15 protein-coding genes and 1 tRNA gene are annotated in these 15843 nt (G+C 67.7%); 6 read left to right on the forward strand and 10 right to left on the reverse strand.

Annotated features, from left to right (window positions below; all coding sequences use genetic code 11):
• On the reverse strand, positions 1-401 hold a 401-nt coding region (locus A5760_RS00195), incomplete at its 3' end, for an MlaD family protein (protein ID WP_155764148.1).
• A 269-nt stretch (positions 402-670) separates the two neighbouring features.
• Here A5760_RS00195 and A5760_RS00200 point away from each other — a divergent pair.
• Together A5760_RS00200 and A5760_RS00205 are read left to right on the forward strand one after the other, a co-directional pair.
• Entirely contained in the window at positions 671-1207 is a 537-nt protein-coding gene (locus A5760_RS00200; protein WP_064877164.1) for a hypothetical protein, read from the forward strand.
• A 20-nt stretch (positions 1208-1227) separates the two neighbouring features.
• Positions 1228-1716: a glutathione peroxidase gene (locus tag A5760_RS00205; RefSeq protein ID WP_064877165.1), complete on the forward strand. Its 489-nt coding sequence runs from the start codon at positions 1228-1230 to the stop codon at positions 1714-1716.
• 43 nt (positions 1717-1759) lie between these two features.
• On the opposite strand, the gene A5760_RS00210 is transcribed toward A5760_RS00205, so the two are convergent.
• The 4 genes from A5760_RS00210 to A5760_RS00225 form a co-directional block, all read right to left on the reverse strand.
• Positions 1760-1836, reverse strand: a tRNA-Met gene (locus A5760_RS00210).
• A gap of 91 nt (positions 1837-1927) precedes the next feature.
• Complete coding sequence (locus A5760_RS00215; protein WP_064877079.1) at positions 1928-2464, reverse strand: cupin domain-containing protein; 537 nt, start codon at positions 2462-2464, stop codon at positions 1928-1930.
• A gap of 43 nt (positions 2465-2507) precedes the next feature.
• The gene (locus A5760_RS00220; RefSeq protein WP_064877080.1) at positions 2508-3212 is read right to left on the reverse strand and encodes a nitroreductase family protein; all 705 of its coding nucleotides are present in this window, start codon (positions 3210-3212) and stop codon (positions 2508-2510) included.
• Positions 3213-3229: 17 nt separating this feature from the next.
• Positions 3230-3880, reverse strand: coding sequence for an HD domain-containing protein (locus A5760_RS00225; protein WP_064877166.1), 651 nt, complete (start codon positions 3878-3880; stop codon positions 3230-3232).
• A gap of 100 nt (positions 3881-3980) precedes the next feature.
• Between A5760_RS00225 and A5760_RS00230 the strand changes: the two genes are divergently transcribed.
• On the forward strand, positions 3981-4961 hold the full coding sequence (locus A5760_RS00230) for a DJ-1/PfpI family protein (RefSeq protein ID WP_196771923.1): 981 nt from the start codon (positions 3981-3983) through the stop codon (positions 4959-4961).
• Positions 4962-4964: 3 nt separating this feature from the next.
• On the opposite strand, the gene A5760_RS00235 is transcribed toward A5760_RS00230, so the two are convergent.
• Positions 4965-7946: a UPF0182 family protein gene (locus A5760_RS00235; protein WP_064877082.1), complete on the reverse strand. Its 2982-nt coding sequence runs from the start codon at positions 7944-7946 to the stop codon at positions 4965-4967.
• A gap of 74 nt (positions 7947-8020) precedes the next feature.
• Positions 8021-9043 carry a PDZ domain-containing protein gene (locus A5760_RS00240; protein WP_064877167.1) on the reverse strand — a complete coding sequence of 341 codons (1023 nt, stop codon included), beginning with the start codon at positions 9041-9043 and terminating at the stop codon, positions 8021-8023.
• Between the two features lie 104 nt (positions 9044-9147).
• On the opposite strand from A5760_RS00240, the gene A5760_RS00245 reads away from it, so the two are divergent.
• From A5760_RS00245 to A5760_RS00255, 3 genes are all read left to right on the forward strand, one after another.
• Positions 9148-10536: a zinc-dependent metalloprotease gene (locus A5760_RS00245; protein WP_196771924.1), complete on the forward strand. Its 1389-nt coding sequence runs from the start codon at positions 9148-9150 to the stop codon at positions 10534-10536.
• 36 nt (positions 10537-10572) lie between these two features.
• A complete protein-coding gene (locus tag A5760_RS00250) occupies positions 10573-11439 on the forward strand; it encodes a hypothetical protein (RefSeq protein WP_064877084.1) in 867 nt (288 codons plus the stop codon).
• A gap of 122 nt (positions 11440-11561) precedes the next feature.
• Positions 11562-12905, forward strand: a complete 1344-nt coding sequence (locus A5760_RS00255) for an ABC1 kinase family protein (protein WP_064877168.1) — start codon at positions 11562-11564, stop codon at positions 12903-12905.
• Between the two features lie 10 nt (positions 12906-12915).
• Here A5760_RS00255 and A5760_RS00260 read toward each other — a convergent pair whose 3' ends face one another.
• From A5760_RS00260 to A5760_RS00265, 3 genes are all read right to left on the reverse strand, one after another.
• The gene (locus A5760_RS00260) at positions 12916-13188 is read right to left on the reverse strand and encodes a WhiB family transcriptional regulator (RefSeq protein WP_064877085.1); all 273 of its coding nucleotides are present in this window, start codon (positions 13186-13188) and stop codon (positions 12916-12918) included.
• Positions 13189-13330: 142 nt separating this feature from the next.
• The gene (locus A5760_RS26880) at positions 13331-13498 is read right to left on the reverse strand and encodes a hypothetical protein (RefSeq protein WP_171975106.1); all 168 of its coding nucleotides are present in this window, start codon (positions 13496-13498) and stop codon (positions 13331-13333) included.
• Between the two features lie 91 nt (positions 13499-13589).
• Positions 13590-15689, reverse strand: a complete 2100-nt coding sequence (locus A5760_RS00265; RefSeq protein ID WP_196771925.1) for an ATP-dependent DNA helicase UvrD2 — start codon at positions 15687-15689, stop codon at positions 13590-13592.
• Positions 15690-15843: the final 154 nt, after the last annotated feature.

Consider the following 15843-nt stretch of genomic DNA (forward strand, 5'->3'; position numbering starts at 1 on the left):
TTGGCCGGCGTCGTCAACGACACATACTTACCGCCGAACACCGTCGTCGCCTTGATATCAGCATTCACATTCGACGGGATCAACGCCAAATACCGCGGATACACCTCCAACGTGAACTTCGCCGCCGGCTTGCCATCACGCACCGTCTCCGCGATCGACCCCACCCGGCCGATCTCCACCCCGTTATAGGTCACCTTCGAACCCGGATCCATCACCAACCCGGCCCGCGACGCCAACATGGTCAGCTGCGTCTTGTCGGTGAAGGCCCCCCGGAATTGCCCGTATATCAACGCCAAAATCAGCGCGCACACAACTAGCACGGCGACGGCGATCCACTTGTACGGCGGGGTTCGTTGCGAGTTGATCTGCACAGGTGAGCCGGCACTTGGATGTGTCGACATACCGTCGCTGCCCCTCACGTCCGCGTCGGCGCCTCGCGCCGCAGCGGCAGATCATCCCCCTGTCTCCGCCAGGGGGTTCCGTACACAAGACCAGTGAAATGTACCGTGACGGGCGCGCTTGTGCGAACCGCCGTTCACAAAATGGACGGGCGCCTCGCCTGGAGAGAGGCAACTCACAATCCCAAGCCGGAAGTCGTCGACGCATCCGTGATGACGATCCCCTATTCCGGTGCGGGTCTACCCTCGTGAAGTACGAGGAAAGGTGCGCGATGCTCGCAGCATTCGGATTCGAATCCCTGGGTGTGGTGGTCGGGGACATGTACTTCATCGACCCGTTCCCGCTCGAGGGTCAGGAGACCCCGGAGCGGGGAGTCCGGCTGGAACTGCGCCTCGTCGACCGGGCCCAGCCCCGGGGCTCGATCTACGCCGGCGTCCCGATCGCCTTCACCCGCCCTGTGTGGCGGGTGGATCTTTTCGGGTCCACGGAGAGCCCGCCCGGGACGCTGGACCGGGCCCACCACCATCCGCGGTTCAACGGTTGGGAACCCAGTAGCCGGCACTTCGTCCCCGAGCTGTCCGCCGACCCACTGGCCTGGCTGACCGAACAGCTGGCCGACCCGGCCGCCATCCTGGCCCGCGCGGGCGTCGACGCCGACGAGGTCAGCAAAGCCGACACCACCGGACTCGCGGCGGCGGCCCCGGAGATCGTCGCCGCGGTGAAGCGGTTGCTCGACGGCGTGCGCAACGGCGAATTGGCTCCGGCCCCCGCGGAGCCGGTTGCCGCCGCCCGCACCGGCTGGCTCTGAGTTGCGTTAGCGTCGTGGGCGTGACCCTCAACAACATCGCCCTGACCACCCTCGACGGCCGGCCGACCACGCTGGCCGAATTGTCCGACGGCGCAACGCTGGTCGTCAACGTAGCGTCCAAATGCGGGCTGACTCCGCAATACACCGCGCTGGAGAAGCTGGCCAAGGATTACGGCGACCGCGGCCTGACCGTCGTCGGCGTTCCCTGCAACCAGTTCATGGGCCAGGAGCCGGGCACGGCCGACGAGATCCAGGAGTTCTGCTCGACGACCTACGGGGTGACGTTCCCGCTGTTGGCGAAGACCGACGTCAACGGCGACGACCGTCACCCGCTGTACGCCGAGCTGACCAAAACCCCCGACGCCGACGGCCAGGCCGGAGACATCCAGTGGAACTTCGAAAAGTTCCTGCTCGGCCCCGGCGGTGAGGTTGTCCAGCGGTTCCGGCCCCGCACCGAGCCCGACGCCCCCGAGGTCATCAGCGCCATCGAGGACGTGCTGCCCCGCTAGGCATGAAAACGGCCCCCGAAGATTCTCCGGGGGCCGTTTTACCTGGTAGCGGGGACAGGATTCGAACCTGCGACCTCTGGGTTATGAGCCCAGCGAGCTACCGAGCTGCTCCACCCCGCGTTGGTGAATGCCAGGTTACCGAACCGGCCTCTCGGCGACCAAATCGCGCGGTCAGCGGCCATCAAGGCTGAGATCCGGGTCAGTGCCCGCCTCAGTGCGATGGCGGGTTCAGCCCGTATCGCTGTGCGATGTCGTCCATCCACTCCGGCGACCCATACGTCAGCCCGTACTTCTCGGCGAGCTCGCCGAACTCGGGCAGCTCGTGCAGCGGCTTGCCCGACGGGTCGTCGGCGTGCTCGACGAGCAGCTCGCCGAGTTCCCGGAAATAGTTCTCGAATCCGCCCGGGGTAATGATCTCGACGATGCGGCCCGGCTCGCTGCCGGCATTCCACATCGCGTGCATCTGCCCGCGCGGCTTGGTGATGTAGCCGCCGGGACCCAGGACCACCTCGCTGTCGTCGGAGCGGAAGCCGATCTCGCCGGCCAGCACGATCGAATGCTCGTCCTCGCGGGTGTGCCGGTGCGCCGCGGTGAGCAGGCCGACCGCGAACGGATGCTCGACGATGGACACCTCACCGCCGTTGGTTTTGCCCGACAGTTTCAACACGGCTCCGAAGCCCGGGAGGGCGACGACGTCGCCCTCCCCCGGCTGCACCACCGTGACGCCGATTGGGTCTGGACCACTCATGTGACATACCTTCCTCGCAAATCCGTTGCGCCGCAAGGTTTAATCAGCCCGCCGCGGCCAGCCCCGGCGTCAGCTCGTCGTGCGGCGGCCACAGTGGCTGCGGCACTTCGACGCCGAACGGCTTGTCCCAGCCGTTCCGGGACGAAACCTCGTGTACTGGATGGCGATTCGCCGCGACGCCCCACCTGCCCAATGGGTAACCCAGGGTCAGCATGGCCGACATCTTCCAGCCTTCCTCGACCGGTACGCCCAGTAACTCGTTCACCTCGTCCTCGAAATTGCGAAGCACCATCGTCATCACGCCGCCGACGCCCTCGGCACGGGCGGCGAGCAACACGCTCCAGATCGCCGGGTAGATGTTGGCGCCGCCGAGGTCGTCGATGGCGAACACGAAGAGCAACAAGGGAATTTCTTCGAAATGGTCCGCCAGGTAATCCCCCGAGCCTTTCATTCGGCGCATCGTTTCGGCGTGAGCGGCCGGATCCGCGCCGGGCGCCGGCACGACCATCGGTCCCGTCCCAGAACTGAACTTCTCGTATTCCAGCGCCCGGGCCTGCCGGAACAGCTTGCCGAACTCGCGGATGAGTTTTGGATCGTCAACGGCCACGAAGTGCCAGCGCTGGGTGTTGCCCCCGTTGGGGGCGCGAACCGCCGCATCGAGGATGCGGGCCTGTGTGTCCAGCGGAATCGGGTCCGGCCGCAACCGCCGCATCATCCTGGTGGTGTAAAGGCCTTCGTAAATGTCCATTGTTCTGCTCCCTTCCGCTACTCGGGCCAGCTGTTGTTGAGGATGTGGTCGACGAAGTCGACGCGCTCGAAAGTGGGATCGAAGTGCGCCAGCACATCGGCGTTCATGGTGCCGTCGGTGGTCCGCGGCCGGTGCTTCATTCCGTCGTTGAACGCCGCCAGGATGCGCTGCTTGAACTGTGGGCGCGGGTGGGCGGCGGTCACCGCGGCCAGCGCCTCGGGAGCCAACTGATCGCGCCCGACGCCGACCACGTCGACTTCCACACCGGCCTGCAGCAGCGCCACTTCGGGAGCCATGAACTCGGGCACGCCGGGGGTGGTGTGCAAGGCGATGCCCAGCCACACCTTGTCGGCTTCGGCTTTGTCGACGCCATGAGCCGTCAAGAAGTCCCTGGCGGCGTCGGCGCCGTCGACCTCGAAACGGACGGCGGAGCCGCGATAGCGCTCGGTCAGGCCGAGGTCGTGGAACATCGCACCCACGTAGAGCAGCTCCGCATCCGGCTTCAGCCCGCGGCGCATGCCCTGCAGCGCACCGAAGAAGAACACCCGCCGGGAGTGGTTGAAGAGCAATTCGTCCTCGGTGTCGCGGATGAACTCGGTCGCCTCGCGCGCCAGGGCGGTGTCGGGCACATCGATGCCGGCGACGGTGTCGATTGAGCTGGTGGTCATGTTCTCGTCTCCCTCCAAGTGACTGTTGGTATGAGTGTGCGCCGGCGCGGACGAATCGACCCTGGCCGTTCGGGCCGTCAAGTCCTCAGAAAGCGACAGAATGGGTTGCGTGGCTGCAGCCGGAGCGCGTTCGCGGGTGGTGGTGATCGTCGTTTTCGACGGGGTGACGTTGTTGGACGTCGCGGGGGCGGGCGAAGTGTTCGCCGAGGCCAACCGCTTCGGTGCCGACTACCAACTCAAAATCGCGTCGTTGGACGGGTCTGACGTGACCAGCTCGATCGGGGCCCGATTGGGCGTGACCGACAGCATTTCGGCCATCGAGTCCGCCGATACGGTCATGATCGCCGGCAGCGACGACCTGCCGGGGCGACCCATCGACCCCGCCCTGGTCGAGGCCGTCCGATCGATGTCAACACGGACCCGTCGTCTGGCGTCCATCTGCACGGGGTCGTTCATCCTCGCGCAGGCCGGCGTGCTCAGCGGCCGGCGCGCCACCACGCACTGGCACGACACCCGGTTGCTGGGCCGGGCGTTCCCCGATATCACCGTCGAGCCGGACGCGATCTTCGTCCGCGACGGCGACATCTTCACCTCCGCGGGCATCTCGTCGGGCATCGACCTGGCGCTGGCGTTGGTCGAAATGGATCACGGGACCGAACTGGTCCGCGACGTGGCCCGGTGGCTGGTCGTCTACCTCAAACGCGCGGGCGGCCAATCGCAATTCTCGGTGCTGCTCGAGGCCGATCCCCCGCCACAGTCGCCGCTGCGCCCGGTCACCGATGCGATCGCGGCCGACCCCGGCGCCGACTACAGCGTGAAAAGGCTTGCGGCCCTGGCATCTTTGAGCACCCGCCAGCTGACCCGGCTGTTTCAATCCGAGCTCGGGATGACCCCGGCGCGCTACGTCGAACTGGTTCGAATCGATTTCGCCCGCAATGCGCTGGAATCCGGCCGGTCGGTCACCGAGACCGCGGGCATGGCCGGCTTCGGCAGCATCGAAACGCTGCGACGGGTATTCGTCAATCACCTGGGCATCAGCCCGAAGGCCTATCGGGACAGGTTCCGAACGGCCTACGCCTGAAAGCTATTTCGTGCTGTTGTACTTGGTGATCGCGTCGTCCAGGCGCTGCAACGCGGCACCGTAGCCGGCGAAATCGCCCTTCTTCTGCGCGTCTTTCGCCGCGCCGAGTGCCGCCTGAATCTCTTGGAGGGCAGCGGATTTGGCGGGTGACAGCGTCACGGACCCGTCGGCCACCGGCGGTGCGGCGGCCGGCGGCGCCGATCCGGGCGTCACGGCGGGCGCCGGCGCGCTGGCCGGCGGACTCGCCGCGGGTGTCCCGGAATCGGTGGGCTGGATGCTCGTGGCCGCTGCGCCCGCGCCCGGCCCGAACAGCCCGGTCAGCGCGTCACGCACGGTGGGGCCGTAGCCGATCTTGTCGTTGTACATCATCGCCACCCGGATCAGCCGCGGGTAGGACGACGCCGCATCGCTGGCCCCCGGCGAGGCATACACGGGTTCGACGTAGAGCAGCCCGCCCTGCCCCACCGGCAGGGTGAGCAGGTTGCCCCACCGGATCCGGTTCTGGTTGTCGCGCCCGATCACGCCGAGGTCCTGCGACACCGCCGGGTCGGTGGTGATCGCGTTGTTGGCCAGCTTCGGTCCGTTGACCTGACCCGGGATGGTCAGCACGGTGATCCTGCCGTACGTCGCAGGGTCGGAGCTGGCGCTGATGTAGGCGGCCAGATAGTCACGCTTGAACCGGTTCATCGCGCTGGTCAGCTGATACGACGCCGTATTGTCGTTCTTCGCAATGTTTTTCGCGACGATGTAGTACGGCGGCTGGTAGCTGCTGGCCGTCGGGTTGGGATCCAGCGGCACGTCCCAGAAATCCGAGGTGGAGAAGAACGTCACCGGATCGTTGACGTGGTATTTCGCCAGCAGCATCCGCTGCACCTTGAACAGGTCCTCGGGATAGCGCAGGTGCTCGGCCAGCTCCGGGCTGATGTCGCTCTTGGGCTTCACGGTGCCCGGGAAGACCTGCATCCAGGCCCTGAGCACCGGGTCCTGCTCGTCCTGCTGGTACAGCGTGACGGTGCCGTCGTAGGCGTCGACGGTCGCCTTCACCGAGTTGCGGATGTAGGAGACCCGCTTGTCGGGCGCCAGCTTGTTGAACGCCACCTCGTTGGAGTCCGCGGTCGCCGATTCCAGCGACGTGAGTTCGGAATACGGGTAGTTGTCCAGCGTGGTGTAGCCGTCGATGATCCACACCAGTCGCTTGTTGACGATCGCCGGGTACACCGAGCTGTCGGTGGTCAGCCACGGCGCCACCGCCTCCACCCGCCGCGCCGGGTCACGGTTGAACAGGATCTTGCTGTTCGAGCCGATCACGTTGGAGAACAAGAAGTTTCGCTCGGCGAATTTCGCGGCGAACACGCTGCGCGACAACCAGTCACCGAGCGGGACGCCACCCAGGCCGGTGTAGGTGTAGTTCTTCGTCTCGTTGCTGGTCTCGTAGTCGTATTCGCGATCGGTGCCGTTGCGCCCGACGATCGCGTAGTCGGCCGACGTGTTGGAGATGACCGGCCCGTAGTAGACGCGCGGCTGGTCGAGTGGCGCCGGACCGTCGGACACCACGCCGCCGTTGGCGCCTACCACATTGACAAGGAACTCGGGGTAGCCGCCGTTCTGGTTGGGGTCGTTGGCGATTCCGCGGACCGTGTTGGCCGGCGACGCGATGAAGCCGTTGCCGTGGGTGTAGACGGTGTGCCGGTTGATCCAGTCGCGCTGGTTGTCGATCAGCCGGTCCGGGTTGAGTTCACGCGCTGCCACCACGTAGTCACGCAACGCCCCGTTGCGGTCCTGGTACCGGTCGATGGACAGCTGGTCCGGGAAGTAGTAGAAGTTCTTGCCCTGCTGGAACTGGGTGAACGCCGGGCTGACGATGGTCGGGTCGAGCAGTCGGATGTTCGACGTGGTCGCGCGGTCGTCGGCGACCTGCTGGGCGGTGGCCTGCGCGTCGCCGGTGTAGTTGCGATAGGTGACCTGGTCGGAGGTCAGGCCATAGGCCTGCCGGGTCGCGGCGATGCTGCGGCTGATGTATTCGCTTTCCTTTTGCGCGGCATTGGGTTTGACGCTGATCTGCTCGACGATCAACGGCCACCCGGCGCCTACGATCAGCGACGACAGCAGCAACAGGACCAGCCCGATCGCCGGAATCCTCAAGTCCTTGAGCACGACCGCGGAGAACACCGCGGCCGCGCAGATGAGCGCGATCGCCATCAGGATCAGTTTCGCCGGCAGCACCGCGTTGATGTCGGTGTAGCCCGCCCCGGTGAAGGGCTTGCCGCCGCGGGTGTGCGACAACAACTCATAGCGGTCCAGCCAGTACGCAATCGCCTTGAGCACAACCAGCAGCCCGACCAGGGTGACCAGCTGTATCCGCGCCGAACGGCTCAGCGCGCCCGTGCGACCGGACAGCCGGATCCCGCCAAAGATGTAGTGGGCCAACAGGTTGGCGACGAACGCCAGGAAGACCGCGACGAACAGGTAGCTGAGCAGCAGCCGGTAGAACGGCAGCTCGAAGGCGTAGAAACCGAGGTCCTTGCCGAACTGCGGGTCCTTGATGCCGAAGTCGGCGCCATGCAGGAACAGTTGGATGCGCACCCAATAGCTTTGGGCGATGATGCCGGCCAGCAGGCCGACCGCCACCGGGATCCCGGCGCTCACCAATCGCAACCGGGACAGCACCAGGGCGCGGTAGCGCGCCACCGGATCGTTGTCGTTGCTCGGCACGAACACCGGGCGGGTGCGGTAGGCCACCGCGAGGCCGGCGAACACGATGCCGCCCACCAGCAGCCCGGCGATCAAGAAGACGACGAACCGGGTGACCAGCACGGTGGAGAACACCGAGCGGTAGCCGAGCTCGCCGAACCACAGCCAGTCGACGTAGGCGTCGATCAGCCGCGGACCCGCGAGCAGCAGCACGATCACACCCAGTGCGATCAGGATCAGAATCCGGCTACGCCGAGTCAGCTTCGGCATCCGTGCGGTGGGCCGCATCCCCACTGGCTACGCTCCCTGATCGATTGCTAGACGGTGACAACTCTACGCATGGCCTTGCCCGTGATCGCCAAGGTTCGCTAGCAGCTTGGCGGCTGCCCGCCCGACCCGATCGCATGCAGCGCATCCACTGCCTGACCGAGCGTCTCGACCTTGACCAATCGCAGGCCGGACGGATTGTCCGAGCTGGCCTCGTAGCAGTTCTTCGCGGGCACCAGAAAGACCGTGGCGCCGGCCGCGTGCGCGGCCACCATCTTGTGGGTGATGCCGCCGATCTGGCCGACCTTGCCGTCGGACGCGATGGTCCCGGTGCCCGCGATGAAGTTCGACTTGGCCAGGTCGCCGGTGGTCAATTTGTCGACCACCGCCAGGCTGAACATCAACCCGGCGGACGGCCCGCCCACGTTGGCCAGGTTGAAGTCCACGGTGAACGGCGCCCACGGCGCGTCGAGCACCGCGACGCCGAGAAAGCCATAGGCGCGGTCTTTGTTGGCGCCCAGCGTGATCTGTGCCACACCGGCCGGCTCGTTCTTGCGGCGATAATCGACCGTCACCAGCTGGCCCGGCTTGGTGTTCTTCAGCAATCCGGTGAACTCGTCGACGGTGGCCACCGGGACGCCGTTGACCGCGTCGATGGCGTCGCCGACCTTCAGCTTGCCCACCGACGGACCCGGCTCGGGAACCTTGGCGACCGTCACCGCCGCCGGGTACTTGAGGTAACCCAGGGCCGCATAGGCCGCGCTGTCCTCAGATTGCTTGAAGTCCGCGTTGTTGGCCTTGTCGACGTCCTCCCGCGACTTACCGGGCGGATAGATGAGGTCGCGCGGCACCAGCTGTTCCTGGTCCGAAAGCCACAGCGTCAGCGCCTCGCCCAGCGTCAGGTCGTCGCGCTGGGACACCGTCGTCATGTTGAGGTGGCCGGTCGTCGGGTGCGTCTGGGTGCCCTCGATCGCCACCACCTGCTTGCCGTCGACCTCGCCGAGCGTGTCGAAGGTCGGGCCGGGCCCCAGCGACACGAACGGCACCGTCACCACCGCCAGCAACACGCCGAACACGACGATCGGCACCAGCGCGACCATCAGGGTCAGGATGCGCCTGTTCACGCCGATCACACTAGACGGCGGCCGCGGCGCGGTGTTCAGCCACAACGTTCGGTTAGGAGGGTTCAGCTACAAGCTGACCCGAGGTCGCGCCGCCTGACCTTGTGGTGAGTACCGTTGAGGGTATGGCTGACCTGCCTTTCGGCTTCTCGTCTGGAGACGACCCCGACAAGCACGGGAAAAAAGATCCCGATTCGGGCTCGAACCCGCCCGACCCGTTCGCCGCCTTCGGCATGAGCGGTGAATTCGGGATGGGCGATTTGGGGCAGATCTTCACTCAACTGGGTCAGATGTTCAGCAGCGCGGGCACTGTCGGGCCCGGCGGAGCCGCCTCGGGACCGGTCAATTACGAACTGGCGCGGCGGGTCGCGACGAATTCGATCGGCTTCGTGGCGCCGGTTCCGGACACCACCAACTCGGCGATCGCCGACGCGGTGCACCTGGCGGAAACCTGGCTGGACGGCGCCACTGCCCTGCCCGCGGGCACCACCAAGGCGGTGGGCTGGACTCCCGGCGACTGGGTCGACAACACGCTGGAGACGTGGAAGCGCCTGTGTGACCCGATGGCACAACAGATTTCGACGGTGTGGGCGGCGTCGTTGCCCGAAGAGGCCAAGAGCATGGCCGGTCCGCTGCTGCAGATGATGTCGCAGATGGGCGGTATGGCGTTCGGCTCGCAGCTCGGGCAGGCACTGGGCCGATTGTCCCGCGAGGTGCTGACGTCGACGGACATCGGTTTGCCGTTGGGGCCCAAGGGAATTGCGGCGATCATGCCCGAGGCCGTCGAACCTTTCGCCTCCGGCCTGGAGCGGCCGCGCAGCGAGGTCATGACGTTCCTGGCCGCGCGTGAGGCCGCCCATCACCGGCTGTTCAGTCACGTGCCGTGGCTGTCGAGTCAGCTGCTGGGCGCCGTCGAGGCCTACGCGATGGGCATGCAGATCGACATGTCCGGGATCGAGGAGCTGGCGCGGGACTTCAACCCGGCGTCGCTGTCGGACCCGGCGGCGATCGAAAACCTGCTCGGGCAGGGCGTTTTCGAGCCCAAGGCGACGCCCGCGCAGATGCAGGCGCTCGAGCGCCTGGAAACGCTGCTCGCCCTGATCGAGGGCTGGGTGCAGGTGGTGGTGGGCGGCGCGCTGGGCGACCGGATTCCCGGCGCGGCCGCGCTGGGCGAGACGATGCGCCGGCGCCGGGCCAGCAGCGGCCCCGCCGAGCAGACCTTCGCCACACTGGTCGGGCTGGAGCTGCGGCCCCGCAAGATGCGTGAGGCCGCCGCGTTCTGGGAGCGCCTGACGGAAGCCGCCGGGGTCGACGCCCGCGACGGCATCTGGCAACACCCCGATCTGTTGCCCGACGCCGAGGACCTCGACGAGCCGGCGGGCTTCATCGACCGCGTCATCGGCGGCGACACCAGCGGAATCGACGAGGCCATCGCCAAACTCGAGCGTGAGGGTCAAAACCCTGAGGACCCCGGCCCCGGTTCTGTGGATAACTGACCGAAGCCCTCGCCGCCGGCGTGCCACAGTTGCGCGGTGACTCAGCGGTGCCAGGCCCTCCTTTCCACCTATGCGCTGGACCCGGCGCTGCCGGTGCTGCTCCGTCCCGACGGCGCGGTCCAGGTGGGCTGGGACCCCCGTCGCGCGGTGCTGGTCCGCCCTCCCGGCGGCCTGGCCGCCGCCGAGCTGGCCACGCTGTTGCGGACCATGTGGTCGCCGACCCCGCTGGCCGAGTTGCAGCACCGCGCGCTCGATTTCGGCCTGACCGACGCCGACGGCCTGCGAAACCTGGTCGCGCGATTGGTCGATGCCGGGGTGGCCACCGAATGCGGTCAGCCGCGCGCCCGGGCGGCCTCGGTGCGGATCCACGGCCGCGGGCCGCTGTCCGAGCTGATGCTGGAGACGTTGCGCTGCTCGGGTGCCCGGATCGCACACAGCAGCCAACCGCACGCCGCGGTATCGGCCAGCGATGTTGATCTGGTGGTGTTGTCGGACTTCCTGGTCGCCGACCCGCGCATGGTGCGCGACCTGCACCACCAGGGCGTCGCGCATCTGTTGGTGCGGGTGCGCGACGGCATCGGGCTGGTGGGCCCCCTGGTGATTCCCGGCGTGACCAGCTGCCTGGGCTGCGCGGACCTGCACCGCCGGGACCGCGATGCGGCGTGGCCGGCCATCTGCGCGCAGCTGCGCGAGACCGTCGGCGTCGCCGATCGCGCCACCGTGCTGGCGACGGCGGCGCTCGCGCTCAGCCAGGTGAACCGGGTGATCGCGGCGGTGCACGGGCAGGAGGCGGGGGCCGGACCGGCGCCGCCCCAGACGCTGAACGCGACCCTGGAATTCGACCTGCATTCCAGCGCTATCGTCACGCGGCCGTGGGCCAAACACCCGCTGTGCTCGTGCTGACCCGGTGGGCGATTCGACGAGCTGTAGTGAAGGCCACATTCACGATCGAGTCCCGTTGACCAGCCCGTTAATTAGTGTGACAACGTGCGTTGTCCACATCGCTCCACATCGCGCTGACCATCATGGATGATGGGTACGTGTCTGACATCAAACGGGGCCGTGCTGCGCGGAACGCGAAGCTGGCCAGCATTCCGGTCGGATTCGCCGGCCGGGCGGCGATCGGATTCGGTAAACGGCTGACCGGAAAGTCCAGGGACGAGGTCCAGGCCGAGCTTCTGGAAAAGGCCGCCCACCAGCTGTTCACCGTCTTGGGTGAGCTCAAGGGCGGCGCAATGAAGGTGGGCCAGGCACTGTCGGTGCTCGAAGCCGCCATTCCCGAGGAATTCGGCGAGCCGTACCGCGAAGCGCTGACCAAGCTGCAAAAGGACGCCCCGCCGCTGCCCGCCGCCAAGGTGCACCGGGTGCTCGACGCCCAGCTGGGCACCAAGTGGCGCGCACGGTTCAGCTCCTTCGACGACATCCCGGTGGCCTCGGCGAGCATCGGCCAGGTCCACAAGGGCGTCTGGTCCGACGGCCGCGAGGTGGCCGTCAAGATCCAGTACCCCGGCGCCGACGAGGCACTGCGGGCCGACCTCAAGACCATGCAGCGGCTGGTCGGAGTGTTCAAGCAGCTCGCGCCGGGCGCCGACGTCGAGGGGGTCGTCGACGAACTGATCGAGCGCACCGAGATGGAGCTGGACTACCGGCTGGAGGCCGAGAATCAGCGCGCCTTCGCCAAGGCCTATCACGATCACCCGCACTTCGCGGTGCCGCGCATCGTGGCCAGCGCGCCGAAGGTGGTGATCCAGGAGTGGATGCAGGGCACCCCGATGGCCGAGATCATCCGGCACGGCACCGCCGAGCAGCGCGACCTGATGGGCACCCGGCTGCTCGAACTCACCTTCGACGCGCCGCGCCGGCTGGGCATGCTGCACGGCGACGCCCACCCGGGCAACTTCATGCTGCTTCCCGACGGTCGTATGGGCGTGATCGACTTCGGCGCCGTGGCCGCGCTGCCCGGCGGCTTGCCGATCGAGCTCGGTATGAGCATCCGGCTGGCCCGCGACAAGAACTACGACTTACTGCTGCCGACTATGGAGAAGGCCGGCTTCATCCAGAAGGGCCAGCAGGTGTCGGTGCGCGACATCGACGACATGCTGCGCCAGTACGTCGAACCGGTCGAGGTCGAGGTCTTCCACTACACCCGTAAGTGGCTGCAGAAGATGTCGGCCATCGAGATCGATCGGTCGGTGTCGCAGATCCGGACCGCGCGGCAAATGGACCTGCCGCCCAAACTGGTCATCCCGATGCGGGTCATCATGTCGGTGGCCGCGATCCTGTGCCAGCTGGATGCGCACGTGCCGATCAAGGCGCTGTCGGAAGAGCTGGTGCCCGGCTTCGCCGAACCCGACAACGCCGTCATCTAGCTCCGGCGCCCTACGCGGCCGCCTCGTCTTGCCTGCTGTCCTTGCGGGGACGCCCGCGGGGCCGTTTGAAGCTCAAAACCGAACCGCGGTCGATGATTTCGCCGCCCCACACGCCCCAGGGTTCGGCGCGTTCCAACGCGGCCGCCAGGCACTGACGGCGGACCGGGCAGCTGGTGCAGAGCGTCTTAGCCCGCTCCAGCTCGGCCGGGGTGTCGGCGAACCACAGGTCGGGATCGCCGACGTGACACGGCAGGGCTTGTCTGGGGACTGTCGGTGCCGACATGTCCTACCACCTACTTCCTGGTCTGGTTGCTGTCCTTGGCAGTGATCCGGACCAGGTCGAAGAAGTGCCGACCCTACAACTATGGCCACGGATCCTTGCGACTTCGGGTCCGTGGCCATTTGGGAGAAAACCGGGCTGGTGCTTACCTTGCCTTCGGTGGGCCCCCGACATCTACGGACGCGTCGGTCGCGGCGGCGGCGCGATGCTTACGCGCGGCCGCCGAGGCGGCGTGTGCGGCATGGGAGGTACCCGCGGCAAGCGCCGCGCGGACCACGCCTACACCGAACGCGTCGCTGAGCATCGTGGCCACCCTCCTTCTCCGTAGTGCCGAGTTGCGGTTTCGAGGGTAAACGGTCACCGCCCGTGACCACAACCGATTTTCTGACCAGCGGGTTTACCGGTCAGCGCCCGCGGACCAGTTCCAGCACGTCGGGGCCGTACTGCTCCAGCTTGCGGGCGCCGATGCCCGGAATCGCGATCAGCGCAGCCTCGTCGCCGGGCCGCAGCTCGGCGATGGCGATCAGGGTGTTGTCGGTGAAGACCACGTAGGCGGGCACCTTCTGCTCCTTGGCGATGTCCAGCCGCCACGCCTTGAGCCGCAGCAACAGGTCCTCGTCGACGTCGCCGGCGCAGGTCTCGCAGCGGCGCAGCATGACGGCCGCCGGGGTGGTCAGGTTGTTGTTGCAGATCCGGCAGCGGGTCGCCGTGCCCCGGTTGCGCCGGGACTTGTTCGGCGCCGCGTCGGCACGCGCCTGGGGCGCGATGCCGTTGAGGAAGCGCGACGGCTTGCGGCCCTGGCGGCCACCCGGGCTGCGGGCCAGCGCCCAACTGAGCCCCAGATGTATTCGGGCCCTGGTGATTCCGACGTAGAGCAGCCGCCGCTCCTCTTCGACCGCTTCGCTCTCGGCGCCGTGCGCCAACGCGTGCGAGATGGGCAGCGTGCCGTCGGCCAGGCCGACCAGAAACACCGCGTCCCACTCGAGTCCCTTGGCGGCGTGCAGCGACGCCAGCGCGACGCCCTGCACCACCGGTGGGTGCCGCGAGTCGGCCCGCGTCCGCAGCTCGGCCACCAGTCCCGGGAGTTCCAGCTGCGGACGCTGCGCAACTTCGTCGTCGGCCAGCTCGGCCAGCGCGGTCAGCGCCTCCCAGCGCTCCCGGGCGCGGGTGCCGACGGGTTCCTCGGCCGTCAGCCCCAGCGGTTCCAGGATCGTGCGGACCGCGTCGGGTAACGGCCCTTCGGCACCGCGCTCGGCGGCCCGATGCAGCGCCAGCAGGGCCTGCTTGATCTCCTGGCGGTTGAAGAAGCCCTCGCCGCCGCGAACCTGATAGGCGATGCCGGCCTCGGTCAACGCTTCCTCGTAGATCTCCGATTGCGCGTTGACCCGGTACAGCACCGCGATCTCCGACGGCGGGGTGCCGGATTCGATGAGCCGCTTGATCGACGCCGCGACCGCGGCGGCCTCGGCCAGTTCGTCGGGATGCTCGTGGAACGTCGGCGCCGGGCCCGGCGCCCGCTGACCCACCAGGTGCAGCTTGCTGCCGGCGACCCGGCCGCGCGCCGCGGCGATCACCTGGTTGGCCAACGACACCACCTGCGGGGTGGAGCGGTAGTCGCGCTCGAGGCGCACCACGGTGGCGTCGGGGAACCGGCGGGAGAAGTCGAGCAGGAACCGCGGCGAGGCCCCGGTGAACGAATAGATGGTCTGGTTGGCGTCGCCCACCACGGTCAGGTCATCGCGATCGCCGAGCCACGCCGCGAGCACCCGCTGCTGCAACGGCGTGACGTCCTGGTATTCGTCGACGACGAAGCAGCGGTAGCGGTCCCGGAACTCCTCGGCCACAGCGGGATCGTTCTCGATCGCGGCCGCGGTGTGCAGCAGCAGGTCGTCGAAGTCGAGCAGGGTGACGTTGTCGCCGCGCGCCTTGAGCGCCTCGTAGGCGGCGTAGACGGTGGCGACGCGGGCGGCGTCCAACGGGATGTCGCGCGCGGCGTCGGCCACCGCGGCCGGGTATTCCTCGGGCCCGATCAGCGACGCTTTGGCCCACTCGATCTCGCCGGCCAGGTCGCGCACGTCGTCGGTGCTGGCGTTGATCCGGGCGCGGCTGGCCGCCCGGGCGACGACGGCGAACTTGCTGTCCAGCAGCTGCCACCCGGTGTCGCCGACCACCCGCGGCCAGAAATACCGCAGCTGCCGGTGGGCGGCCGCGTGGAACGTCAGTGCCGAGACCGCGCCGACGGTGGTGTCCACGCCCGCGGCGGAGTCGATCATCCGCAATCTCGAGCGCATCTCCCCCGCCGCCCGCTGGGTGAACGTGACGGCCAGCACCTGACCGGCCGCGACGTGACCGCTGGCGACCAGCTGGGCGATCCGATGCGTGATGGTGCGGGTCTTTCCCGTTCCGGCACCGGCGAGCACGCAGACCGGGCCGCGGGGAGCCAGCACGGCCTCGCGCTGCTCGTCGTCCAGCCCGGCTGTCAAAGGATCGGCGACCGTCGGCATGGCGTCCATCTTGGCAGCGGTCGCCGACAAACCCTCGGCATCGCCACGCCTTAATCGACGGGCTTGGCGTGTCGCCCCGGCGAGTCGGCGGATCCCGCGGCGCGGCCGGGCGCTACCCCCGGCGCGGAATGCATCGTCGCCGGGCTACACCCGA

This window comes from Mycobacterium colombiense (assembly GCF_001665835.1).
Classification (GTDB): domain Bacteria; phylum Actinomycetota; class Actinomycetes; order Mycobacteriales; family Mycobacteriaceae; genus Mycobacterium; species Mycobacterium colombiense_A.

What these genes read in the sequence shown, in the direction of transcription:
- A5760_RS00200 (WP_064877164.1), top strand. Translation starts at nt 671, where the DNA reads ATGCTCGCAGCATTCGGATTCGAATCCCTGGGTGTGGTGGTCGGGGAC.
- A5760_RS00215 (WP_064877079.1), bottom strand. Translation starts at nt 2,464, where the DNA reads ATGAGTGGTCCAGACCCAATCGGCGTCACGGTGGTGCAGCCGGGGGAG.
- A5760_RS00220 (WP_064877080.1), bottom strand. Translation starts at nt 3,212, where the DNA reads ATGGACATTTACGAAGGCCTTTACACCACCAGGATGATGCGGCGGTTG.
- A5760_RS00225 (WP_064877166.1), bottom strand. Translation starts at nt 3,880, where the DNA reads ATGACCACCAGCTCAATCGACACCGTCGCCGGCATCGATGTGCCCGAC.
- A5760_RS00230 (WP_196771923.1), top strand. Translation starts at nt 3,981, where the DNA reads ATGGGTTGCGTGGCTGCAGCCGGAGCGCGTTCGCGGGTGGTGGTGATC.
- A5760_RS00255 (WP_064877168.1), top strand. Translation starts at nt 11,562, where the DNA reads ATGGATGATGGGTACGTGTCTGACATCAAACGGGGCCGTGCTGCGCGG.
- A5760_RS00260 (WP_064877085.1), bottom strand. Translation starts at nt 13,188, where the DNA reads ATGTCGGCACCGACAGTCCCCAGACAAGCCCTGCCGTGTCACGTCGGC.
- A5760_RS00265 (WP_196771925.1), bottom strand. Translation starts at nt 15,689, where the DNA reads ATGCCGACGGTCGCCGATCCTTTGACAGCCGGGCTGGACGACGAGCAG.